The 24,269-nt window shown below is 51.4% G+C and carries 22 protein-coding genes; all 22 read left to right on the top strand.

Annotated elements, in window-relative coordinates; genetic code table 11:
* The first annotated feature begins 112 nt into the window (after positions 1-112).
* Entirely contained in the window at positions 113-1,519 is a 1,407-nt protein-coding gene (locus Q9I99_RS06940; RefSeq protein WP_301668535.1) for a leucyl aminopeptidase, read from the top strand.
* Between the two features lie 62 nt (positions 1,520-1,581).
* Entirely contained in the window at positions 1,582-2,022 is a 441-nt protein-coding gene (locus tag Q9I99_RS06935; protein ID WP_301668537.1) for a DNA polymerase III subunit chi, read from the top strand.
* 259 nt (positions 2,023-2,281) lie between these two features.
* The gene (locus Q9I99_RS06930; protein WP_301668539.1) at positions 2,282-3,100 is read left to right on the top strand and encodes an FKBP-type peptidyl-prolyl cis-trans isomerase; all 819 of its coding nucleotides are present in this window, start codon (positions 2,282-2,284) and stop codon (positions 3,098-3,100) included.
* A gap of 106 nt (positions 3,101-3,206) precedes the next feature.
* Positions 3,207-3,833 carry a phosphoribosylglycinamide formyltransferase gene (gene purN / locus Q9I99_RS06925; RefSeq protein ID WP_301668558.1) on the top strand — a complete coding sequence of 209 codons (627 nt, stop codon included), beginning with the start codon at positions 3,207-3,209 and terminating at the stop codon, positions 3,831-3,833.
* Positions 3,834-3,848: 15 nt separating this feature from the next.
* Positions 3,849-4,520: a DUF3108 domain-containing protein gene (locus tag Q9I99_RS06920; protein ID WP_301668540.1), complete on the top strand. Its 672-nt coding sequence runs from the start codon at positions 3,849-3,851 to the stop codon at positions 4,518-4,520.
* A 119-nt stretch (positions 4,521-4,639) separates the two neighbouring features.
* Positions 4,640-5,062 (top strand): OsmC family protein, encoded by a 423-nt coding sequence (locus Q9I99_RS06915; protein WP_301668541.1) that lies wholly within the window; start codon positions 4,640-4,642, stop codon positions 5,060-5,062.
* A gap of 522 nt (positions 5,063-5,584) precedes the next feature.
* A complete protein-coding gene (locus Q9I99_RS06905; RefSeq protein ID WP_002212831.1) occupies positions 5,585-6,301 on the top strand; it encodes a GntR family transcriptional regulator in 717 nt (238 codons plus the stop codon).
* A 155-nt stretch (positions 6,302-6,456) separates the two neighbouring features.
* Positions 6,457-7,359 (top strand): LysO family transporter, encoded by a 903-nt coding sequence (locus tag Q9I99_RS06900; RefSeq protein WP_301668542.1) that lies wholly within the window; start codon positions 6,457-6,459, stop codon positions 7,357-7,359.
* A gap of 42 nt (positions 7,360-7,401) precedes the next feature.
* Positions 7,402-8,175 (top strand): DeoR/GlpR family DNA-binding transcription regulator, encoded by a 774-nt coding sequence (locus Q9I99_RS06895; RefSeq protein WP_118997296.1) that lies wholly within the window; start codon positions 7,402-7,404, stop codon positions 8,173-8,175.
* A gap of 110 nt (positions 8,176-8,285) precedes the next feature.
* Entirely contained in the window at positions 8,286-9,974 is a 1,689-nt protein-coding gene (locus tag Q9I99_RS06890) for a glutamine--tRNA ligase/YqeY domain fusion protein (protein WP_301668560.1), read from the top strand.
* A 92-nt stretch (positions 9,975-10,066) separates the two neighbouring features.
* Positions 10,067-11,023, top strand: coding sequence for a glutathione synthase (gene gshB / locus Q9I99_RS06885; RefSeq protein ID WP_301668561.1), 957 nt, complete (start codon positions 10,067-10,069; stop codon positions 11,021-11,023).
* Positions 11,024-11,184: 161 nt separating this feature from the next.
* Positions 11,185-11,568, top strand: a complete 384-nt coding sequence (locus Q9I99_RS06880; protein ID WP_002235063.1) for a diacylglycerol kinase — start codon at positions 11,185-11,187, stop codon at positions 11,566-11,568.
* A 136-nt stretch (positions 11,569-11,704) separates the two neighbouring features.
* On the top strand, positions 11,705-12,178 hold the full coding sequence (locus tag Q9I99_RS06875; protein WP_301668544.1) for a copper chaperone PCu(A)C: 474 nt from the start codon (positions 11,705-11,707) through the stop codon (positions 12,176-12,178).
* 122 nt (positions 12,179-12,300) lie between these two features.
* The gene (gene mnmA, locus Q9I99_RS06870) at positions 12,301-13,404 is read left to right on the top strand and encodes a tRNA 2-thiouridine(34) synthase MnmA (protein WP_301668562.1); all 1,104 of its coding nucleotides are present in this window, start codon (positions 12,301-12,303) and stop codon (positions 13,402-13,404) included.
* Between the two features lie 420 nt (positions 13,405-13,824).
* Positions 13,825-14,313, top strand: a complete 489-nt coding sequence (locus Q9I99_RS06865; RefSeq protein WP_301668545.1) for an Imm26 family immunity protein — start codon at positions 13,825-13,827, stop codon at positions 14,311-14,313.
* 51 nt (positions 14,314-14,364) lie between these two features.
* Positions 14,365-16,035, top strand: a complete 1,671-nt coding sequence (locus tag Q9I99_RS06860; protein ID WP_301668546.1) for an AMP-binding protein — start codon at positions 14,365-14,367, stop codon at positions 16,033-16,035.
* Positions 16,036-16,146: 111 nt separating this feature from the next.
* Positions 16,147-17,781, top strand: a complete 1,635-nt coding sequence (gene pyrG, locus Q9I99_RS06855) for a CTP synthase (protein WP_301668547.1) — start codon at positions 16,147-16,149, stop codon at positions 17,779-17,781.
* A 153-nt stretch (positions 17,782-17,934) separates the two neighbouring features.
* Positions 17,935-20,442 carry a CRISPR-associated helicase Cas3' gene (gene cas3 / locus Q9I99_RS06850; RefSeq protein WP_301668548.1) on the top strand — a complete coding sequence of 836 codons (2,508 nt, stop codon included), beginning with the start codon at positions 17,935-17,937 and terminating at the stop codon, positions 20,440-20,442.
* Between the two features lie 232 nt (positions 20,443-20,674).
* On the top strand, positions 20,675-21,319 hold the full coding sequence (gene cas5c / locus Q9I99_RS06845; protein WP_301668549.1) for a type I-C CRISPR-associated protein Cas5c: 645 nt from the start codon (positions 20,675-20,677) through the stop codon (positions 21,317-21,319).
* Positions 21,316-23,073, top strand: coding sequence for a type I-C CRISPR-associated protein Cas8c/Csd1 (gene cas8c / locus Q9I99_RS06840; protein WP_301668550.1), 1,758 nt, complete (start codon positions 21,316-21,318; stop codon positions 23,071-23,073). The genes cas5c and cas8c overlap by 4 nt, the downstream gene beginning before the upstream one ends.
* Positions 23,074-23,085: 12 nt before the next feature.
* The gene (cas7c, locus tag Q9I99_RS06835; protein WP_301668553.1) at positions 23,086-23,967 is read left to right on the top strand and encodes a type I-C CRISPR-associated protein Cas7/Csd2; all 882 of its coding nucleotides are present in this window, start codon (positions 23,086-23,088) and stop codon (positions 23,965-23,967) included.
* Between the two features lie 2 nt (positions 23,968-23,969).
* Positions 23,970-24,269, top strand: a 300-nt coding sequence (locus tag Q9I99_RS06830) for a CRISPR-associated protein Cas4 (RefSeq protein ID WP_301668554.1), incomplete at its 3' end; no start/stop codon positions are given.

Genomic DNA, 24,269 nt, shown 5'->3' with positions numbered 1-24,269 from the left:
AAGGTTTCGGACAGGCTTTCAAATGGGGTACAATCAGACCGTCTTTTCAGACGGCATTTGAACGGATGCCGTCTGAATTTCCCGATAAACCGTCTCAATCAGGAGAATAAACGTGGAATTTAGCACAAAAACCGAAATCTTGCAGGAACAGCAGGCAGGCGCGCTGCTGTTTGTCTGCGCCGACAAAGCACCAGAGCACAACACCGCCGCACATGCGCTCTTCTCTGCTTTGGAAGAGGGTCAGAATTTTGCCGACACCAAAATCCCGACGGACAACGGTTTGCAGGCAGTCGCCGTATGCCGTCTGAAAAGCACCGGCCGCGCCGCGCTGAACAAGGCCGCCGCCGAAGCTGCGAAATGGGCGCAAAATCAGGAAACGGTCAATGTGGACGTTCACGCCTTTAATGAGGCGCAAGCAGTAGCCGTTGCCGAAGCGTTTGCGATTGCGTTCGGCAATGCCGCCTACCGTTTCGACCGCTACAAAAAAGAAGCCAAGCCCGCCAAATTTGAAACTGCCGTGTTCCACAGCGCACACGAAACCGCCGTTAAAGAAGCCTTGCGCGTCGCCGAAGCGCAAGTTTACGGACAAAGCCTCTGCCGCGACTTGGGTAATGCCGCGCCGAACGAATGCACGCCTGAATTCCTCGCGCGTACCGCCAAAGCCGAAGCCGAAAAATTGGGCGCACACGCCAAAATCATCGAAAAAGACTATATCAAAGAAAACATGGGTTCGTTCTGGTCGGTTGCCAAAGGCAGCGTGGAAGACCCCTATCTGATTGAATTGAGCTACTTCGGCGCAGCCGACAAAGAAGCCGCCCCCGTCGTCTTGGTCGGCAAAGGCATCACCTTCGACACCGGCGGTATCTCTCTTAAGCCCGGTTTGAACATGGATGAAATGAAGTTTGACATGTGCGGCGCGGCAACCGTCATCAGCACCTTCTGCGCCGCCGTCAAACTGCAACTGCCGATCAACCTCGTCGCCGTCGTTGCCACCTGCGAAAACATGCCTTCCGGCGCGGCAAACAAACCGGGCGATGTCGTGAAAAGCATGAAAGGCCTGACGATTGAAGTGTTGAACACCGATGCCGAAGGCCGTCTGATTTTGTGCGATGCGCTCACTTACGCCGAACAGTTCAAACCTAAAGCCGTCATCGATGTCGCCACCCTGACCGGCGCGTGCATCATCGCCTTGGGTCATGACGTCAGCGGCGTGATGGGCAACGATCAGGATTTGGTCGACAGCCTGCTCGCCGCTTCCCGCAACGTGGACGACAAAGCATGGCAACTGCCGCTCTTTGAAACCTATAAAGACCAGCTCAAATCCAATTTTGCCGACATCCCCAACATCGGCACACCCGGCGCAGGCACGATTACCGCCGCCACCTTCCTGTCTTACTTCACCGAAGATTACCCGTGGGCACACCTCGACATCGCGGGTACGGCGTGGAAATCCGGTGCGGAAAAAGGCGCGACCGGCCGCCCCGTTCCCTTGCTGCTGAACTATCTGCGGAATCTTTAATTTTGCCAAAATGCCGTCTGAAGCCTTTCAGACGGCATCATCCTATCAAATGTTCAAACAATATGCCGAAAGTTACCTTTTACACGCACGTTGCCCAAGTTCCGATTTTCACCTGCCGCCTGATTGCCCGTGCGATTCGGGACGGCGGCAGGATACTGGTGTGGTCCGATTCGTTCGGGCGGCTTCAGGAATTGGACAAAATGCTTTGGCAATACGAAGCCGAGAATTTCATTCCGCACGAAATTTGGGAGGCGGGGTGTCCGATGCCGGAGGATACGCCGGTTTTGCTGGCGGCAGGCGGCAGCATTCCCGAAATTGCGGAAGATATGACGGTTCTTAATTTATCGGATGATTTTTGGGACACCGCTCCGGTCTTGCCCGCACGCGTTTTGGAAATCGTCGGCAACAGCCTGGAAGAACTCGCCGACGCGCGCGAACGCTTTGCCGCCTACCGCCGAAGCGGTTTTGCCATCGAACATCACGGCATGGAGGGCAAGGCATGAAATGCCGTCTGAAATGCCACATTTACAAAATTTAAACAGGCTTGATTCTATTTGATTAAAATTTCCTTATCGGTTGAACCCCGCCACTTGGACATCTGTCCTTCGGGGCGGTAGAATCAGACCTTATTTGGGAAGGTTCAATCCCTTCCAAAACAGGACAGCACACAGATTGACGCTTTATGTGTCGTCCTGTGTGTTGAAACATTCAAACTCGGCTATAATCCCATTTTTCCGACCTTATCGACAGCGAAGATCCATCATGAACACAATTTTCAAAATCAGCGCACTGACCCTTTCCGCCGCTTTGGCACTTTCCGCCTGCGGCAAAAAAGAAGCCGCCCCCGCATCTGCATCCGAACCTGCCGCCGCTTCTGCCGCGCAGGGCGACACCTCTTCAATCGGCAGCACGATGCAGCAGGCAAGCTACGCGATGGGCGTGGACATCGGACGCTCCCTGAAACAAATGAAGGAACAGGGCGCGGAAATCGATTTGAAAGTCTTTACCGAAGCCATGCAGGCAGTGTATGACGGCAAAGAAATCAAAATGACCGAAGAGCAGGCTCAGGAAGTCATGATGAAATTCCTTCAGGAACAACAGGCAAAAGCCGTAGAAAAACACAAGGCGGACGCGAAGGCCAATAAAGAAAAAGGCGAAGCCTTCCTGAAGGAAAATGCCGCCAAAGAAGGAGTGAAAACCACCGCTTCCGGCCTGCAATACAAAATCACCAAACAGGGCGAAGGCAAACAGCCGACCAAAGACGACATCGTTACCGTGGAATACGAAGGCCGCCTGATTGACGGTACCGTATTCGACAGCAGCAAAGCCAACGGCGGTCCGGCAACCTTCCCGTTAAGCCAAGTGATTCCGGGTTGGACCGAAGGTGTCCAACTCCTGAAAGAAGGCGGCGAAGCCACGTTCTACATCCCGTCCAACCTTGCCTACCGCGAACAGGGTGCGGGCGAAAAAATCGGTCCGAATTCCACTTTGGTATTTGATGTGAAACTGGTTAAGGTTGGTGCACCCGAAAATGCGTCTGCCCAACAGCCGGCTCAAGTCGAGATCAAAAAAGTAAATTAAGTCCGAACCCTTGCCCGAAACAGGTTTTCGGGCATTTTTACGGCAAATGCCGTCTGAAACCACCAAACAGCGGTTCAGACGGCATCCCTTTCAAAAGCGCACCATTATGAAAAACATCGTTATCCTGATTTCCGGACGCGGCAGCAACATGCAAGCTATCGTCAATGCTGCCGTTCCAAATGTCCATATCGCTGCCGTGTTAAGCAACAGCGAAACGGCGGAAGGACTGAAATGGGCGGCCGGTCAGGGTATTCCGACCGACAGCCTGAATCATAAAAACTTTGCGTCCCGGCTTGCCTTCGATACCGCCATGATGGAAAAAATCGACGCATATCAACCTGACTTGGTGGTTTTGGCAGGTTTTATGCGGATTCTGACCCCCGAGTTTTGCGCCCATTACGAAGGCAGGCTGATGAACATTCACCCGTCCATCCTTCCTTCGTTTACCGGGCTTCATACGCACGAACGCGCTTTGGAGGCAGGTTGCCGCGTTGCCGGCTGTACTATTCATTTTGTTACGGCCGAGCTGGATTGCGGCCCGATTGTATCGCAAGGGATTGTGCCGATACTTGATGGTGATACGGCAGACGATATTGCCGCACGGGTTTTAGCTGTCGAGCATAAACTTTATCCGAAAGCCGTTGCTGATTTTGCCGCCGGCCGCTTGAGTATCGAGGGCAACCGTGTGAAGAAAAAGGAAAGTGCGGATGCCGCTTGTTTCTTGCTGGCATGAACCGAACGGGAGCAAATGATGAAGCCTCTTAAAAATATATTTTCAGCCGTCATTTTATCTGCCGCATTACCGTATGCGTATGCGGCAGAGCTGCCTCAGTCTGCCACGCTGCACTATTCGGGCAGTTACGGCATTCCTGCCACTATGGTGTTTACGCGCAGCGGCAACGGCTACAAAATCGTTTCAACGATCAAAGTACCTTTGTACAATATCCGTTTCGAATCAGGAGGTACGGTTAGCGGCAACACACTGCATCCTGCCTACTACAAAGATATACGTGGCGGAAAACTATATGCGGAAGCCAAGTTCGCCGACGGTAGCGTAACTTACGGCAAAGCGGGCGAGAGCAAAACCGAGCCAAGCCCCAAGGCTATGGATTTGTTCACGCTTGCCTGGCAGTTGGCGGCAAATGACGCGAAACTCCCTCCGAGGCTGAAAATCACCAACGGTAAAAAACTTTATTCCGTCGGCGGTTTGAATAAGGCGGGTACGGGAAAATACAGCATAGGCGGTGCGGAAACCGAGGTTGTCAAATATCAGGTGCGGCGCGGCGACGATACAGTAACGTATTTCTTCGCACCGTCCCTGAACAATATTCCGGCACAAATCGGCTATACCGACGACGGCAAAACCTATACGCTGAAGCTCAAATCGGTGCAGATCAACGGCCAGGCCGCCAAACCGTAAACCAGTTTTCGGGCGGTTTTTTGCCGTTTTGTCCATATTTCTGTATAAGCCGCTTGAAATTGTTTGCAACAACGCCATATGCAGGGCGGTTTTAATGTGATTATCCGGAGGGAAAAACGATGCAGGTTACATCAAAATGGATAGACGGAATGTGCTTTGTCGGCACAGCGGAAGGCGGGCACAGTGTCGTTATGGAAGGTGCGGCGGCAGAGGGTGCGGTCAAGCGGGGACCCAGCCCGATGGAGATGCTGCTGTTGGGCGTGGCGGGTTGTTCGAGTATCGATGTGGTGATGATTGCCGAAAAACAGCGTCAGAAAGTTATTGATTGCCAGGCGACGGTAACGGCGAAACGGGCAGACGATGCGCCGCGCGTGTTTACTGAAATCCACATCCATTTCAAGGTAATCGGGCATGATTTGAAAGAATCGGCCATTGAACGCGCCGTTCAGATGTCTGCCGAAAAATACTGTTCGGCCTCGATTATGTTGGGCAAGGCGGCGAAAATTACCCACAGTTTTGAAATTGCCGGGGTGGATAAATAGGCATCGGGCGGCATTATGGGGAAACTACCGATGCCGTCTGAAGGAGGGGGGGGGCGGCAGGCAAGCCGGAGGCGCATAAAAAAGCAGATATATTCGGACTGCACCTCCCGAATATATCTGCCTGCTGTTTCCTCTTTATTCAGCCTTTATAATACTTGGACTTGTCGGGGTATTGTGCAGGCTTGATTCCGGATTGTCAACAATTTTTGGTCAAATTTTAAATGCCGCGTTTTAAAATGATACCCGCCTGCTTCTGCGGGCGGGCGGAAGGCGGGAATCCCGTTATTTTAAGCCATATATTAATTTATTGAATTATAGTGGATTAAATTTAAACCAGTACGGCGTTGCCTCGCCTTGCCGTACTATCTGTACTGTCTGCGGCTTCGTCGCCTTGTCCTGATTTAAATTTAATCCACTATAAAATAAATTTGTGTAATACTTTAATTTCTCCGACACGATTTGAAACACAGCCGTCTTAAAACATCTTAAAAAACTTGAAAGCGTAAAAATACGGAAAACATCATGAACTTTGAAAACGACGACATTATCCATGCGCCGACCACGTCTTCCCTGATTCTCGAAGAGCGGCACGATTCGGAACTGTTCCGTGTTTACGCCCTGATTTTGGACGGCATTACCGATCAGGTGCTGCTGCCCGGCAAAAAGCTGACCGAATCCGAACTTTGCCGTCAGATGGTGTGTTCGCGCAACACCGTCCGCGGCGCGCTGTCGCTTTTGGCGCACGACAAGATTGTCGATTTGCAACCCAACAGGGGCGCGTTCGTCCATGTTCCCGATTTGAAAGAAATGCAGGATGTGTTCAATGCGCGCATCGAAATGGAGACGATGATTTTGAATATCCTCGCCGACCTGCCGGATTTGGAAACGCGCCTCAAGCCGCTTTATGCGATGATAAGGCGCGAAGAAGAGGCTTCTGGCAGAGGAGACCGCGTCGGCTGGAACCGCCTGTCCAATGCCTTCCACGTCGAACTGGCGCGCCTGGTGGGCAACGATGTGCTGTTCGACATTATGAACACGCTGTGCGCGCGGTCTTCCCTGATTGTCGCCGTGGCGGGCGTGCATCGCGAGGAAAAACACGCCATCAATACGCACACGCATTCCGAACACCGCGAAATCCTCGACCTGCTGCTGGCAGGCAGGCGCAACCGCGTGGTCAAAATCCTGCGCCGCCATTTGGGCAACTGTATGGAACGCTTGGAAAAGACTTTGGAAGATTGAATGCCTGATGGAGAGAAAACCGTCTGAATCAGATGTTCAGGCGGTTTTTTAATGGCGAACCTGATGCCGTCTGAAATATGGATGCGGGTATCTGCAATTTTCAGACGGCAATTTTTAAACCGCATATATCATGCGGCAATAAAGGAGGTCAGGAGATGGACAGCCTGATGACATTGATTTCGGTTTTGATACCGATGTTTGCCGGATTTTTTATCCGTGTTCCCAAGCCTTACCTGCCCGCTTTGGATAAGGTGCTATCGGTCTTGGTGTATGCTGTGCTGCTGCTGATCGGCGTATCGTTGTCGCGCGTGGAGGATTTGGGTTCGCGGTTGGACGATATGGCGTTGACGGTTCTGTGGCTGTTTGTTTGTACGGTCGGGGCGAACCTGCTTGTCTTGGCAGTTTTAGGAAAGTTATTCCCGTGGCGGATAAAGGGGAAAGGGAAGGGCGTTTCGGTCGGCGTGTCGGGCAGTGTGGGGCAGCTCGGATGCGTGCTGCTCGGATTCTCATTCGGCAAACTGATGCGCGATATTTGGATGCCGTCTGAAAACGCGGGTATGTACTGTCTGATGCTGCTGGTGTTCCTCATCGGCGTACAGCTCAAAAGCAGCGGCGTATCGTTGCGGCAGGTTTTGGTCAACCGCAGGGGTATTCGGTTGTCGGTCTGGTTTATGCTTTCATCTCTTTCAGGCGGGCTGCTGTTTGCCGCATCGGCAGACGGTGTGTCGTGGGTGAAAGGTTTGGCGATGGCTTCCGGCTTCGGTTGGTATTCCCTCTCGGGTTTGGTGATGACCGAGGCTTACGGCGCGGTATGGGGCAGTATCGCGCTTTTGAACGATTTGGCACGAGAACTGTTCGCGCTGGCATTTATTCCGCTGCTGATGAAGCGTTTTCCCGATGCGGCAGTGGGGGTCGGCGGCGCGACCAGTATGGATTTCACATTGCCCGTGATTCGGGGTGCGGGCGGCTTGGAAGCCGTACCGGTAGCGGTCAGCTTCGGCGTGGTGGTCAATATCGCCGCTCCGTTTCTGATGGTGGTGTTTTCCGCTTTGGGCTGAACGCGGTAAAATCGGCATCCCGATGCAAGGAGGCAGAAAACGATGAAACCGAAAATCCAAAGGCACGGAGAGATTTTAAGCCTTGTCCGCCGGCATCAGTTTATGTCGGTGGACGAGCTTGCCGCCGCATTGGACGTTACCCCGCAGACGATACGCCGCGACATCCGCGAATTGGAGGATGCCGGCAGCCTGAAACGCCACCACGGCGGCGCATCCTCGGGCGGAAACTTGCCGGAGGGGCTGCCTGCCAGCCGCCAAATTCAATGTCAAAACGAAAAAAACGCCATTGCCCGGCTGATTGCGGAACATATTCCCGACGAGTCATCGCTGTTTGTCAGTATCGGCACGACGATGGAAGCCGTGGCATCGGAGCTGGTGAGACGGCGCGGCAGCCTGCGGATTATTACCAACAATATCCACGTCGCCTCCATCGTTTCGGCGCGGACGGATTACACGGTCATCATCACTTCCGGAGTCGTCCGCCCTTTGGACGGCGGCATTACCGGCGTGGCAACCGTCGATTTTATCAACCAGTTCAAAGTCGATTATGCCGTGATGAGCACACACGGTGTGGAAAGCGACGGTTCGCTTTTGGATTACGATTACAAGGAAGTCAGCGTCATGCAGGCGATGATTGCCAACGCGCGCGTCCGCTTTCTCGGCGTGGATCACAGCAAATTCCGCAGCAACGCACTGGTCAGGCTCGGCGACATTACGGCATTTGACAAAGTATTTACCGACCGGCTGCCCGATACCGCGATGCAGAAGATGCTGAAAGAGGCGGGGGTGGAATGCCTGATTGCGGATGCCGTCTGAACGCTATGTCAAAGCGCGCAAGTCGGGTACAATAAACACATTCTCAAACCGCTTCAGACGGCATCCCGATAATATTTATGCCGTCTGAAACCATCCATTTGAAGAAAACCATGCTCAATAAAGACCAATTCGCGGACAACCACTTCATCCGCACCATCATCGAAGAAGACCTCAAAAGCGGCAAACACGAAGCCATCCAAACCCGCTTCCCGCCAGAACCCAACGGCTACCTGCACATCGGCCACGCCAAATCCATCTGCCTGAACTTCGGTTTGGCATATATTTACGACGGCTTGTGCAACCTGCGTTTTGATGATACCAATCCTGAAAAAGAAAACGACGAATACGTCAACGCCATCAAAGAAGACGTCGAGTGGCTCGGTTTCCATTGGGCGGGCGAGCCGCGTTTTGCTTCCAACTATTTCGACCAGCTTTACGACTACGCCGTCGGTTTAATCCAAGACGGCAAAGCGTATGTCGATGATTTGACGCCCGAAGAAATGCGCGAATACCGCGGTACGCTGACCGAAGCAGGCAAAAACAGCCCTTACCGCGACCGCAGCATCGAAGAAAACCTCGACCTGTTCACACGCATGAAAAACGGCGAGTTCCCCGACGGCAGCAAAACCCTGCGCCTGAAAATCGACATGGCATCAGGCAACATCAATATGCGCGATCCGGTCATTTACCGTATCCGCCGCGCCCATCACCACAACACCGGCGACAAATGGTGCATCTACCCGATGTACGACTACACGCACTGCATTTCCGATGCCATCGAAGGCATCACGCATTCCTTGTGTACGCTCGAATTTGAAGCACACCGTCCGTTGTACGACTGGGTGTTGGACAACATCCCCGCGCCGCACGCCACCCGTCCGCGCCAATACGAGTTTTCCCGTTTGGAGCTTTTGTACACCATTACCTCCAAACGGAAATTGAATCAGTTGGTTGTGGAAAAACACGTTTCCGGCTGGGACGACCCGCGTATGCCGACCATTTCCGGTATGCGCCGCCGCGGCTACACACCCGAAGGCCTGCGCCTGTTTGCCAAACGCGCCGGTATTTCCAAATCTGAAAACATCGTTGACATGAGCGTGTTGGAGGGTGCGATTCGCGAAGAGCTGGAAAACTCCGCCCCGCGCCTGATGGCGGTGTTGAACCCGCTCAAAGTAACCCTGACCAACTTTGAAGCCGGTAAAACCCAAAGCCGCTATGCCGCGTTCCATCCGAACCACGAGGAAATGGGCGAGCGCGAAATCCCCGTGTCCCAAACCATCTACATCGAAGCCGACGACTTTGCCGAAAATCCGCCCAAAGGCTTCAAACGCCTGATTCCCGGCGGCGAAGTGCGTTTGCGCCACGGTTATGTCATCAAGTGTGATGAGGTAGTAAAAGACGAGGCAGGCAATGTGCTTGAACTCAAATGCAGCATCGACCACGACACCTTGGGCAAAAATCCAGAAGGCCGTAAAGTCAAAGGCGTGATTCACTGGGTATCCGCCGAACACGCCGCCGAAATCAAAGTCCGCTTGTACGACCGCCTCTTTACCGTCGAGCGTCCCGATGCCGTGCGTGGCGAAGATGGCGAGTACCTGCCGTTTACCGATTTCCTTAATCCTGAATCCATCAAGGAAATCACCGCCTACGCCGAACCTGTCGCAAAAGATTTGCCGGCAGAAAGCCGTTGGCAGTTCGAGCGCATCGGCTACTTCGTAACCGACCGCAAAGACCACGGCAAAGACACGCCGGTGTTTAATCGCACGGTCACGCTGAAAGACTCTTGGCAGCCTAAGTAAAACCCCATACTTGCCGTCTGAATATTGTTCGGACGGCATTTCTCCTTTATCCGCGAAATGCGGCACATTCGGCACACCGGAAAGGAAATATGATGAAAGTCCTCTTTATCGCCGACCCGATGGCAAGTTTCAAAACCTATAAAGACACCACCTACGCGATGATGCGCGAAATGGCAAAACGCGGCTGGCGGCTGTTTCATACCTTGAGCAGCGGATTGTCGGTTAAAAACGGTCTGGTGGTTGCTGATGCGTCTGCTTTTGAGTTTCTCGGCGCACAAGACGACCACGACAAAAACTGGTTTGCCGCCGCCGACAAAGTTCAGACGGCATTGGAAGCATTTGATGCCGTGATTATGCGTACCGATCCGCCGTTCGATATGCAATATCTCTACGCCACCCAATTACTAACGCTGGCGGAGCAGCAGGGCGCGAAGGTCTTTAACAGCGGACAGGCGATGCGCGACTTCAATGAAAAACTGGCGATTTTGAACTTCAGCCGCTTTACCGCGCCTACGCTGGTTACGACCCGTTCCGCCGATGTCCGCGCATTTTTGAAAGAACACGGCGACATCATCGTCAAACCGCTGGACGGTATGGGCGGTATGGGTATTTTCCGCCTGACCGAAAAAGACCCCAACATCGGCAGCATCCTCGAAACCCTGATGCGGCTTGATTCCCGCACCATTATGGCGCAACGCTACATTCCCGAAATCGTCCACGGCGACAAACGCATCCTGATTATCGGCGGCGAAGTCGTCCCCTATGCTTTGGCGCGTATCCCGCAAAACGGCGAAACACGCGGCAACCTTGCGGCAGGCGGGCGCGGCGTGGCGCAGGAATTGGGCGGACGCGACCGCGAAATCGCCGAAACGCTCGCCCCCGAACTCAAACGGCGCGGCATCCTGCTGGCCGGTTTGGACGTTATCGGCAGCAACCTGACCGAAGTCAACGTAACCAGCCCGACCGGATTCCAAGAAATTATGAAACAAAAAGGTTTCGATGTGGCGGCAATGTTTGCCGATGCCGTTGCTGCGTGGTCGGTACATTAAAAACGCGATGCCGTCTGAAAGTCTTTTGCTTCACAACCGCCTGGTTTGATCGGGCAGGCAGGGTTTTCCCTCAGCCGGCAGGGATGCGCTTAATACCGTACGGACACCCCGCCGCCCCGTTTTCAGGCGGCATATATTGAGGACATTTTGAAAGGATACCGATGGAACCTTCCTCCTACGCGGCAGAAAAAAAAGGAAAAGGCGGCATCAGGCGCGTCATCAACGCATTCGGCTATTCGATAGACGGCATCGCCGCCGCCTACCGTTACGAAGCGGCATTCCGTCAGGTTTTGTGGCTGAACGCGCTGCTGGTGTGCGCGGCATTTTTCTGGGTTTCCGAAACCGCCGTCCGCCTGCCGTTGATTATCGCGTCTTTTGTGTCGGTCATTGTCGAACTGTTCAACACCGCCGTCGAAGCCGCCGTCGATCATACTTCGACCGAAAAACACGAGCTGGCCAAACGCGCCAAAGACGCAGGTTCTGCCGCACAATTGTTCGCGATGCTGATGTTGGCGGCGGTTTGGCTGTCCGCCCTGTTCGGGTAAAACGCTTGCAGCAGGATTTGTAATCCTTTAGGATTAGTATGTAGTATTTATTATTCGCTTAATCTATATCAAATTTCCGAACGGTATTTGTTTGTAAGATGAGCGCATCCTCGTTTGACATTTAAGGAGTAGAAAGATGAAAAAACTATTGGCAGCCGTGATGATGGCAGGTTTGGCAGGCGCGGTTTCCGCCGCCGGAGTCCACGTCGAGGACGGCTGGGCGCGCACCACTGTCGAAGGTATGAAAATGGGCGGCGCGTTCATGAAAATTCACAACGACGAAGCCAAACAAGACTTTTTGCTCGGCGGAAGCAGCCCCGTTGCCGACCGCGTCGAAGTGCATACCCATATCAATGATAACGGCGTGATGCGTATGCGCGAAGTCGAAGGCGGCGTGCCTTTGGAGGCGAAATCCGTTACCGAACTCAAACCCGGCAGCTATCACGTGATGTTTATGGGTTTGAAAAAACAACTGAAAGAGGGCGACAAGATTCCCGTTACCCTGAAATTTAAAAACGCCAAAGCGCAAACCGTCCAACTGGAAGTCAAAACCGCGCCGATGCCGGCAATGGACCACGGTCATCACCACGGCGAAGCGCATCAACACTGATTGTCTGATATATCCGAATGCCGTCTGAAAAAGCCAGGGCTTTCAGACGGCATTTTTATGACCGCCTTTAAAATGTGTTAAAATCCGCCTTTAAAAACCGCCGTTTCCAAGCCATCCTGCGTATGAGTACGACATCAAACCCCTCCAATATCATCGTCGGGCTCTCCGGCGGTGTCGATTCTTCCGTAACCGCCGCCCTGCTCAAGCAGCAGGGTTATCAAGTGCGCGGTGTATTCATGCAAAACTGGGAGGACGACGACAACGACGAATATTGCAGCATCAAACAGGATTCGTTCGATGCCATCGCCGTTGCCGATATTGTCGGCATCGATATCGACATCGTTAATTTCGCCGTGCAATATAAAGACAAAGTCTTTGCTTATTTTCTTCAGGAATACAGTGCGGGGCGCACGCCGAATCCCGATGTGTTGTGCAATGCCGAAATCAAATTCAAATGCTTTTTGGACTACGCCGTAGGGCAGGGCGCGGATACCATCGCCACCGGACACTATGCGCGCAAAGAAGTCTGCAACGGCGTGCATTACCTGCTCAAAGGTTTGGATCGAAACAAAGACCAAAGCTATTTCCTCTACCGCCTCAAGCCTTTCCAACTCGAACGCGCGATTTTCCCGTTGGGCGGTTTGGAAAAACCCGAAGTCCGCCGCCTTGCCGCCGAGTTCAAACTGCCAACCGCCGCCAAAAAAGACAGCACGGGCATCTGCTTCATCGGCGAACGCCCGTTTCGCGAGTTCCTGCAGAAATACCTGCCGACCGACAACGGCAAAATGGTGACACCCGAAGGGAAAACCGTCGGCGAACACGTCGGGCTGATGTTTTACACATTGGGTCAGCGCAAAGGTTTGGGCATTGGCGGCGCGGGCGAACCGTGGTTTGTTGCGGCTAAAGATTTGACGAAAAACGAACTGATTGTCGTGCAAGGACACGACCATCCGCTGCTCTATACCCGCAGCCTTGTGATGAACGATTTGAGTTTCACGCTGCCCGAGCGTCCGAAAGAAGGGCACTACACCTGCAAAACGCGTTACCGTATGGCGGACGCGCCTTGCGAATTGCGCTATTTGGATGATGAAACCGCCGAGCTGGTGTTTGACGAACCGCAATGGGCGGTTACGCCGGGCCAGTCCGCCGTGCTGTACGACGGCGACATCTGCTTGGGCGGCGGCATCATCCAATCAACCGACAAACCCGTCATCATCACACGATAAAACTTATGCCGTCTGAAACGGTTTTCAGACGGCATTGTTCCGCTCAATTCCACTTTGACGCTACTCCATCATTTCTGACTACCTCGGCACGCCCATAGAGGCGTATGACGAGGAAGGACAGCGTGTTTGGGCTCGAGAGCTAGACATCTAGGGGTTGGTTAAATATATTGTTTATCAAGCACCAGAACTCGATGCAACTGGGAATCCTACAGGAAAAATCTACACTGGTAGAACGAGTGGGGCTGATGAGATGTCAGTGCGTCAAATTTTATCTAAAAGGAAAAGAGGGCATCACCGAAAAAACAGAAGCATCATATTGAGAATTGGGAAACTCAAACAAGCGAAGAGATCGAAACTGGACTACTCGATGATAATTTATCAAATAAATCACATTAAAAATAATCAATATGGATAATCAATATGGATAAGGGTGTAAAAAAATACGGAAAAATCTATGAAATCTCGCTCCCAAATGGGGAATTTACTTACATATGTAGGGTGAGGCAATACGAGTTTGGTATTTTTGATTATCTCTCGGAAAAGACAGCCAATATGGATGAGCTTCTTTCTGTTGGGTTTAAGACTTATAAATCCTGTATAGAAACAGCCATAAGAAAGAAGATTTGGAAACTGATAGGGCAAGTTGATTTAGAGAAAGAAAATATAATATATCCAGATTTAGCGATTTTCTTATCATACAATAAAGAACTTTTTATTAGACAATCAAGAGTAATGAGAAACGGAAATCCTTTGGTGGTTTCTCAAAAAGATTATATAGACTTACTAAAGCGAGGGTATATATTTGGTTTCTTTGACGATTACAAAATCTTTGAACTCTGGCTGTCTAGTAATATGGAAAATTATCCAGAAAGTGAAGGCATATTTCCTTTGCCATCTCAGTATTTATAGGGGCAACGGCCTATGTCGCTGGAAAATGAAACTATTGAAAGACCGATACCTATGGAAAAAATCTGGTTAGACAGTTATGAACAGGGCGTGAATGCCGAAATCGACATTACGCAATACAATTCCATCAGCGATGTATTCCGCCAAAGCGTGGAAAAATTTGCCAGGCTGCCCGCTTTTCAAAATATGGGCAAAACGCTCACTTATGCCGAAACCGGCAAACTGGCGACCGATTTCGCCTCTTATCTGCAAAACATCCTGAAGCTGCCGCGCGGCGAGCGTGTTGCCATTATGATGCCGAACGTATTGCAATACCCGATTGCCCTTTTCGGCATTTTGCAGGCAGGTTTGGTGGCGGTGAACACCAATCCGCTTTATACGCCGCGCGAGTTGGAGCATCAGTTGAAAGACAGCGGCGCGACCACCATCATCGTTTTGGAAAATTTTGCCAACACGCTGGAGCTGGTGCTGCCGCGCACGCAGATCAAACACGTCATCGTCGCCTCCGTCGGCGAAATGTTCGGGCTGCTTAAAGGTTCGCTGATCAATTTCATCATCCGAAAAATCAAGAAAATGGTGCCCGAATACCGTATTCGGGAAACCATTTCCTTTCAGACGGCATTGAAAGAAGGAGCGAAGCACGTTTTCCAACCTGTCGCATTAAACCGCGAAGATACCGCGCTGTTGCAATACACGGGCGGCACGACAGGCGTTGCCAAAGGGGCGGTGCTGAGTCACGGCAACATCTGCGCCAATATGCTTCAGGCAAAAGAATGGATTAAAAACCAGTTGCGTGAGGGAAAAGAAACCGTTATCGCCGCCTTGCCGTTGTACCACATCTTCGCCCTGACGGTGAATCTGATGATTTTTGCCAATGCCGGCTCGAAAATCATCCTGATTACCAACCCGCGCGATATGAAAGGCTTTATCGGCGAACTGAAAAAACAGCAGGTTAACGTATTTATCGGCGTGAACACGCTGTTTAACGTGATGGTCAACCGGCCCGATTTTGCTGAAGTCGATTTTTCAGGATTGCGGCTGACTTTGGGCGGCGGTATGGCGACCCAAAAAGCCGTTGCCGAAAAATGGAAAAAAATCACCGGTACGCCTATTGTCGAAGCCTACGGTTTGACCGAAGCCAGCCCTGGCGTGTGCTGCAACCCCTTAAACATCGAATCATACAGCGGCAGCATCGGTTTGCCCGTCTCGTCCACCGAAGTAGAATTGCGCGACGCAAACGGCAAAGAAGTCCCCGTTGGGCAGCCGGGCGAATTGTGGGTAAAAGGCCCTCAAGTGATGCAAGGCTACTGGAATCGCCCCGAAGAAACCGCTAAAGCCATAGACGCGCGCGGCTTTTTGGAAACCGGCGATATTGCCGTGATGGACGAAAAAGGCTGGTTGAAGCTGGTCGATCGTAAGAAAGACCTCGTCGTTGTTTCCGGATTCAATGTTTATCCGAACGAAATCGAGGAAGTCATCGCGCATCACGGCAAAGTGATGGAAGTCGCCTGTATCGGCGTACCCGACGAAAAAACCGGCGAGGCACTCAAAGTATTCGTCGTCAAAAAAGACCCGTCATTGACCAAAGAAGAACTTATCGCCTTTTGCCGCACCGAATTAACCGCATATAAAGTACCGAAAAATATCGAATTCCGCGACGAGTTGCCCAAGTCCAACGTCGGCAAAATCCTGCGCCGCGAGTTGCGCCAAAGTACCGGGAAATAAAGAAAAGATGCCGTCTGAAAACAGCCGTCCACCGTTCAGACGGCATCCGCCTGTTTGCCAGAACCGCGCGCTTCAAGTTAAAATCGCACATTCCAACATGGGTATTCCATCATGACCAAATTCATTTTCGTAACCGGCGGCGTTGTCTCCTCACTGGGTAAAGGTATCGCCGCCGCTTCTATTGCCGCCATCCTCGAATCGCGCGGCTTGAACGTTACCATGCTCAAGCTCGATCCTTATATCAACGTCGATCCCGGCACGATGAGCCCGTTCCAACACGGCGAAGTGTTCGTCACCGACGACGGCGCGGAAACCGACCTCGACTTGGGACACTACGAACGTTTCATCGATTCCACGATGACCCGCCGCAACAGCTTCAGCACGGGGCAGGTGTACGAAAACGTTATCGCCAAAGAACGCCGCGGCGACTATCTCGGCGGCACGGTTCAAGTCATCCCGCACATTACCGACGAAATCAAACGCCGCATCCACGAAGGCGCGGCAGGTTACGATGTGGCGATTGTCGAAATCGGCGGCACGGTCGGTGACATCGAATCGCTGCCGTTTTTGGAAGCCATCCGCCAGATGCGAAGCCAGTTGGGACGCAACAACACCCTGTTCGCCCACTTGAGCTACGTCCCCTACATCGCCGCCGCAGGCGAAATCAAAACCAAGCCGACCCAGCACACCGTTAAAGAAATGTTGAGCATCGGCTTGCAGCCCGACATCCTGATTTGCCGCATGGACAGGAAAATGCCTGCGGACGAACGCCGCAAAATCGCCTTGTTCTGCAACGTGGAAGAGCGCGCGATTGTCGGCAGCTACGACGTGGACAGCATCTACGAATGCCCCGAAATGCTGCACGACCAAGGCATCGACAACATCATTACCGAGCAGTTGCAGCTTAACGTACAGCAGGCGGATTTGACCGCGTGGAAAAAAATCGTCCACGCCATCCAAAACCCGAAACACACCGTCAAAATCGCCATGGTCGGCAAATACGTCGATTTGACCGAGTCCTACAAATCGCTGATCGAAGCCTTGAAACACGCAGGCATTCACACCGAAACCGACGTACAAATTACCTTTGTCGACAGCGAAAGTATCGAGAAAAACAACGGCGACGTTTCTATGCTCAAAGATATGGATGCCATCCTCGTTCCCGGCGGTTTCGGTTCGCGCGGTGTGGAAGGCAAAATCGCCGCTGTGCGCTATGCCCGTGAAAACAACGTGCCATACTTGGGCATCTGCCTCGGTATGCAGATTGCACTGATTGAATACGCCCGCGACGTGGCAGGTTTGAAAGGTGCGAATTCCACTGAGTTCGACCTCAAATGCGCCGCCCCCGTCGTTGCCCTGATTGACGAATGGCAAACTGCCGACGGCAGCGTCGAAACCCGCGACGAATCCGCCGATTTGGGCGGCACGATGCGTTTGGGCGCGCAAGAAGTCGAATTGAAAGCAGGCTGCCTCGCCGCCAAAATCTACGGCAGCAAACACATCCGCGAACGCCACCGCCACCGCTACGAAGTCAACAACAACTATGTTCCTCAGTTGGAAAAAGCAGGCTTGGTCATCGGCGGCGTATCCGCCGGACGCGAACGCTTGGTCGAAACCATCGAACTGCCGAACCACCCTTGGTTCTTCGCCTGTCAGTTCCACCCTGAGTTCACCTCCAACCCGCGCAAAGGCCATCCTTTGTTCACCGCGTTTGTCAAAGCCGCATTGAACAATAAAAAAGGGTGATAAAGCGTTACTTGATAATCAAAATGCCGTCTGAAAGCCTGACAAAGACTTTCAGACGAGCTCATTCCACAGATTTTCGATTTTTCAACACCTCAAACCATTTCGTATGGCTTGTTCGTTAAATTTTGCGCGTTTTAAATTTGGAGAATCGATGTGAATTTCGACTATATAATAGCCCATGTCCGCCAAGACGCATCAGGAAATTGGCATCCCCATCCCCTGCAAGACCACCTGCAAAAAGTCGCCCAACTCGCCAAGCGTTTTGCAGGGCGTTACGGGGCGTTGTTTGCCGAATATGCGGGGCTTTTGCACGATTTGGGGAAATTTCAGGAAGCTTTTCAGAAATATATCCGTAATGCATCCGGTTTTGAAAAAGAAAATGCCCATTTGGAAGATGTCGAATCTACCAAGTTGCGCAAAATTCCGCATTCCACTGCCGGTGCCAAATATGCAGTAGATCACCTCAATCCGTTTTTTGGGCATTTGCTGGCGTATTTGATTGCCGGGCATCATGCCGGGCTGGCAGATTGGTATGACAAAGGCAGCCTGAAACGCCGTCTGCAACAGGCGGATGACGAGTTGGCGGCATCTTTGTCAGGCTTGGTGGAAAGCAGTTTGTCCGAAGATTTTTTCCCGTTATCAGATGATGATCTGAAGCGGGATTTTTTTGCATTTTGGAAAGAAGGGGCAAAGCTGGAGGAATTACATATTTGGCTGCGTTTTCTCTTTTCCTGTTTGGTGGATGCCGATTTCTTGGATACCGAAGCCTTTATGAACGGCTACGCCGATGCGGATGCCGCGCAGGCAGCCGGATTGCGCCCGAAATTTCTCGGTTTGGATGAGTTGCACCGAAGATATGAGCAATATATGGCGCAACTTTTAGAAAAAGCAGATAAAAACTCATCTTTAAACCAAGAACGCCATGCCATTTTGCAGCAATGTTTTTCTGCCGCAGAAACGGACCGCACTTTGTTTTCTTTAACCGTGCCGACCGGTGGCGGTAAAACTTTAGCGAGCTTGGGGTTCGCTTTGAAACACGCACTGAAATTTGGCAAAAAACGTATTATCTATGCTATTCCTTTCACCAGTATTATCGAGCAGAACGCCAATGTTTTCTGCAAAGCATTAGGCGATGATGTGGTTTTAGAACACCACAGCAATTTAGAAGTGAAAGAAGATAAGGAAACAGCGAAAACTCGTCTTGCTACGGAAAATTGGGACGCGCCGCTGGTTGTTACCACTAACGTGCAACTGTTTGAAAGCCTGTTTGCGGCGAAAACCAGCCGTTGCCGTAAGATTCACAATATTGCCGATAGTGTGGTGATTTTGGATGAAGCCCAGCAGCTTCCGCGTGATTTCCAAAAGCCGATTACCGATATGATGCGGGTGTTGGCTCGCGATTACGGCGTTACCTTTGTGCTGTGCACGGCAACTCAGCCTGAACTTGGCAAAAATATCGACGCATTCGGCCGCACCATTTTGGAAGGCCTGCCGGACGTGCGCGAGATTGTGGCAGACAAAATTGCCTTATCGGAAAAACTGCGCCGCGTCTGCATCAAAATGCCGCTGCCAAACGACGAAGCGCAAAGCTGGCAGGAAATTGCCGATGAAATCGCCGCGCGTCCGTGTGTTTTGGCGGTAGTCAATACGCGAAAACACGCCCAAAAACTCTTTACCGCCCTGCCTTCTAACGGAATCAAGCTACATTTGTCTGCCAATATGTGCGCCACACACCGCAGCGAAGTCATTGCGTTGGTTCGCCGATATTTGGCACTGTATAGCGCAGGCAGCCTGCACAAGCCTTTATGGCTGGTCAGCACGCAGTTGATTGAAGCCGGTGTGGATTTGGATTTCCCTTGCGTTTATCGGGCGATGGCAGGGCTGGACAGCATTGCCCAGGCGGCGGGGCGGTGCAACCGTGAAGGCAAACTGCCGCAGTTGGGCGAAGTGGTCGTGTTCCGTGCTGAAGAAGGCGCGCCCAGCGGTAGCCTGAAACAGGGGCAGGACATTACCGAAGAGATGCTGAAAGTAGGGCTGCTCGGCGACCCGCTTTCCCCGTCGGCATTTGCCGAATATTTCCGCCGGTTCAACGGCAAAGGCGATGTGGACAAACACAACATTACAAGACTCTTGACGGCAGAATCATCCAATGAAAATCCGCTGGCAATCAAATTTCGCACTGCTGCCGAACGCTTCCGCCTGATTGATAACCAAGGCGTAGCACTGGTCGTGCCGTTTATCCCGTTAGCTTATTCGGCAGCAGACGACAGTCCGCAAATTGTCAAAGCAAACGAGCTGGACGATTTTTTCAGACGACATTTGGACGGCGTGGAAGTTTCAGAATGGCAGGATGTTTTAGACAAACAACACTTTCCTCAGCCGGCCGACAATTCCTTTGGGCAAACTGACTGCCCGCCGCTGCCTGAGCCGTTTGAAAGTTGGTTCAAATTTTTAGAAAACGATCCACTCAAACACAAATGGGTTTACCGCAAATTACAACGCTACACGATTACCGTGTATGAACACGAACTGAAAAAGTTGCCTGAACATGCCGTTTTTTCCAGAGCGGGATTGCTGGTGTTAGATAAGGGCTATTACAAAGCCGTGCTTGGCGCGAATTTTGATGATATGGCTTGGCTGCCTGAAAATTCGGTTTTATGAAAAATGCCCCTATTTCTAGGGGCATTTTGCCATTTTTAACATGGCATTATAGTTTCAACACACAGCCGCCCAGAAGCGACTGACCGCTAATAATCCATTTAATCAATTGTATGGAAAGAGGTTTAGCGTAGGCATATTTTACAGTTTATTGAAAAAATAAGCGAATCACACTTGACATGAGTAGCATGGTAATATTAATATGGCTTTATAGAATTATTAATGAGGAGTCGATATGAGTTTCATTTTAGAAATTAGCGGTGAGCTGGCGTGCTTTACCAGGCCTGAGCTCAAGGTGGAACGGGTTAGTTATCCCGTAATTACACCATCAGCAGCACGAAATATCCTAATGGCAATCTTGTGGAAACCCGCCATTCGATGGCAGATACAGAAGCTCGAGATTCTCAAACCGATTCAGTGGACGAATATCCGCCGTAACGAAGTGGGAATCAAAATGAGTGAACGCAGCGGCTCGCTCTATATTGAAGACAACCGCCAGCAGCGCGCATCCATGCTGCTGAAAGACGTTGCCTATCGCATCCACGCCGATTTTGACATGACAAGTGAAGCAGGCGAGGGCGACAACTACGTCAAATTTGCCGAAATGTTCAAACGGCGCGCAAAAAAAGGGCAGTATTTTCATCAGCCTTATTTGGGTTGCCGAGAGTTTCCCTGCCATTTCAGGCTGCTTGAAAAGGTTGAAGACGGTTTGCCGCGCGAAGACATCACCCAAGATTTCGGCTTTATGCTGTACGACATGGATTTCAGCAAATCCGACCCGCGCGATTCCAATAACGTCGAACCCATGTTTTACCAATGCAAAGCGATAAATGGCGTAATTACCGTGCCCCCAGCTAATAGCGAGGAGGTGAAACGATGATTCTGCACGCACTCACCCAATACTACCAACGCAAAGCCGAAAGCGATGGTGGTGTTGCCCCGGAAGGGTTTGAAAACAAAGAAATCCCGTTCATTATTGTTATAGACAAACAGGGTAATTTTATTCAGCTGGAAGATACCCGTGAGCTGAAAGGTAAGAAGAAAGTTGGCCGCACTTTTTTGGTGCCGAAAGGTTTAGGCAGGAGCGGTTCAAAATCCTACGAAGTAAGCAACATTTTGTGGGATCACTACGGTTATGTGCTTGCCTATGCCGGAGAAAAAGGGCAGGAGCAGGCGGATAGACAGCATGCCAGCTTTACCTCCAAAGTAAACGAATTGAAACAGGCGCTGCCCGATGATGCAGGTGTTGCCGCCGTTGCCGCCTTTTTGGCTTCTGCGGCAGAAAAAAGCAAAGCCATGCAGGCTGCAAATTGGGTGGAATGTGCCAAAGTCAAAGGCTGTAATCTCAGCTTCCGCTTGGTGGACGAGGCAGTAGATTTGGTTTGTCAATCAAAGGCGGTTCAGGCATATGTGAGTCAAGCTAATCAGGCACAATCCGATAACATCCCCAAAGGCATTTGCCTGGTAACGGGCAAACTTGCGCCGATTGCGCGGCTACATAACCCCGTGAAAGGTGTGAACGCCAAGCCCGCCCCGTTTACATCGGTAAATCTGTCGGCTTTTGAATCATACGGCAAAGAGCAGGGCTTTATCTTTCCTGTGGGTGAACAAGTCATGTTTGAATACACCACAGCCTTAAACACCCTGCTTGCCGGTGAAAACCGCTTCCGTATCGGCGATGTAACAGCCATCTGTTGGAGTGCGAAACCGACTCCGTTGGAAGAGTATCTTGCTTCGCTGATTAGCGGCGGCGGCAAAGACAATCCCGATGCCCATATTGATGCGGTCAAATCACTTTATAAAAGCTTGTACAACGGCAAATATACAGAACCTGACGGCAAAGAAAAATTCTACCTTTTAGGTCTATCGCCCAATTCCGCGCGGATTGTCGTCCGCTTTTGGCATGAAACCACTGTTGCCGCCTTATCCGAAAGCATTGCGGCGTGGTATGACGATTTGCAGATGGTACGTGGCGAAAACTCGCCATACCCCGAATATATGCCGCTACCACGCCTGCTGGGCAATTTGGTGTTGGACGGCAAAATGGAAAATCTGCCATCTGACCTGATTGCCCAAATAACCGATGCCGCACTTAACAACCGCGTTTTACCCGTCAGCCTGTTGCAGGCTGCTTTGCGGCGCAACAAGGCGGAACAGAAAATTACCTATGGCAGGGCAAGTCTGCTTAAAGCCTATATCAATCGCGCAATCCGCGCGGGTCGTCTGAAAAACATGAAGGAGCTAACGATGAGCTTAGATAGAAACCGTCAAGACATCGGCTATGTGCTGGGGCGGCTGTTTGCCGTGCTGGAAAAAACACAGGCCGAAGCCAATCCCGGCTTGAACGCCACCATTGCCGACCGCTATTTCGGTTCGGCAAGCAGTACGCCGATTGCCGTATTCGGCACACTGATGCGCTTGTTGCCGCACCATTTGACTAAACTGGAATTTGAAGGACGTGCCGTGCAACTGCAATGGGAAATCCGCCAGATTTTGGAACATTGTCAGAGATTTCCCAACCATTTGAATTTGGAACAGCAAGGCCTATTCGCCATCGGTTATTACCACGAAACCCAATTCCTGTTTACCAAAGACGCATTGAAAAATCTGTTTAACGAAGCGAAAACTGCATAAGGAGCAAATGCCATGACTATTGAAAAACGCTACGACTTTGTCTTTTTATTTGACGTGCAAGACGGAAATCCCAACGGCGACCCCGACGCAGGCAATCTGCCGCGTATCGATCCACAAACTGGGGAAGGTCTGGTAACCGATGTTTGCCTGAAACGCAAAGTCCGCAACTTTATCCAAATGACCCAAAATGACGAGCATCACGATATCTTTATTCGTGAAAAAATTATTCTTAATGATTTGATTGCTGAAGCCCATCAGCAAGATGAAGTAAAAGATAAGCCTAAAGGTAAAGAAAGAACAGAAAGCGCCCGTCAATATATGTGCAAACGCTACTATGATATTCGCACTTTTGGCGCAGTTTTAACGACAGGTGAAAATGCAGGTCAAGTTCGAGGACCTGTGCAATTAACTTTTTCCCGTTCCATTGAGCCGATAGTAACGCTTGAACATAGCATTACTCGTTCTGCTCCAGCCAAAGAAGTTGAAATTCTGAACCCTGATGACAGTGAAGAAGAAAAAGCTAAAAAAGAGCGTGGTCGTATGGGGCGCAAATTCACCGTACCTTACGGCTTATACCGCTGCCACGGCTTTATTTCTGCCCATTTCGCCAAACAAACAGGCTTTTCCGAAAACGATTTAGAGCTGCTTTGGCAGGCACTCGTCAATATGTTCGACCACGACCATTCCGCCGCACGCGGACAAATGAATGCACGCGGGCTTTATGTGTTTGAACACAGCAATAATCTGGGCGACACACCTGCCGACAGCCTCTTCAAACGTATTCAGGTTGCTAAAAAAGACGGAGTGGAAGTAGCAAGGAGTTTTGACGACTACCTTGTCAGCGTGGACGATCAAAATCTTGGCGAAACCAAGCTGCTGCGTAAATTAGGCTAAAAATGACCGCACTTTTAACCGAAACCCAAGGGGAAAATCAGGACACGCGCCTGATTCCCCTTTCCGCCCTGCAACACTACGCCTTTTGCCCGCGTCAATGCGCGCTGATTCACAACGAACAGGCTTGGGCGGAGAATTATTTGACCGCGCAAGGCAAGGCGCTGCATGAGCGGGTGGATTCGGGCGAGCCCGAAACGCGCAAGGGCGTGCGCTTTGAGCGGACAGTGCATGTATTGGCGGAGAAACTGGGTATCAGCGGCGTATTGGATTTGGTGGAAGTGGATACGAAAACAGGCCGTCTG

Origin of the sequence: Neisseria basseii, assembly GCF_962707005.1 — a bacterium.
Classification (GTDB): Bacteria; Pseudomonadota; Gammaproteobacteria; order Burkholderiales; family Neisseriaceae; genus Neisseria; species Neisseria bergeri.
Note: the sequence above shows the minus strand (reverse complement) of the source record. Positions and strands in the feature narration are given on the sequence as shown.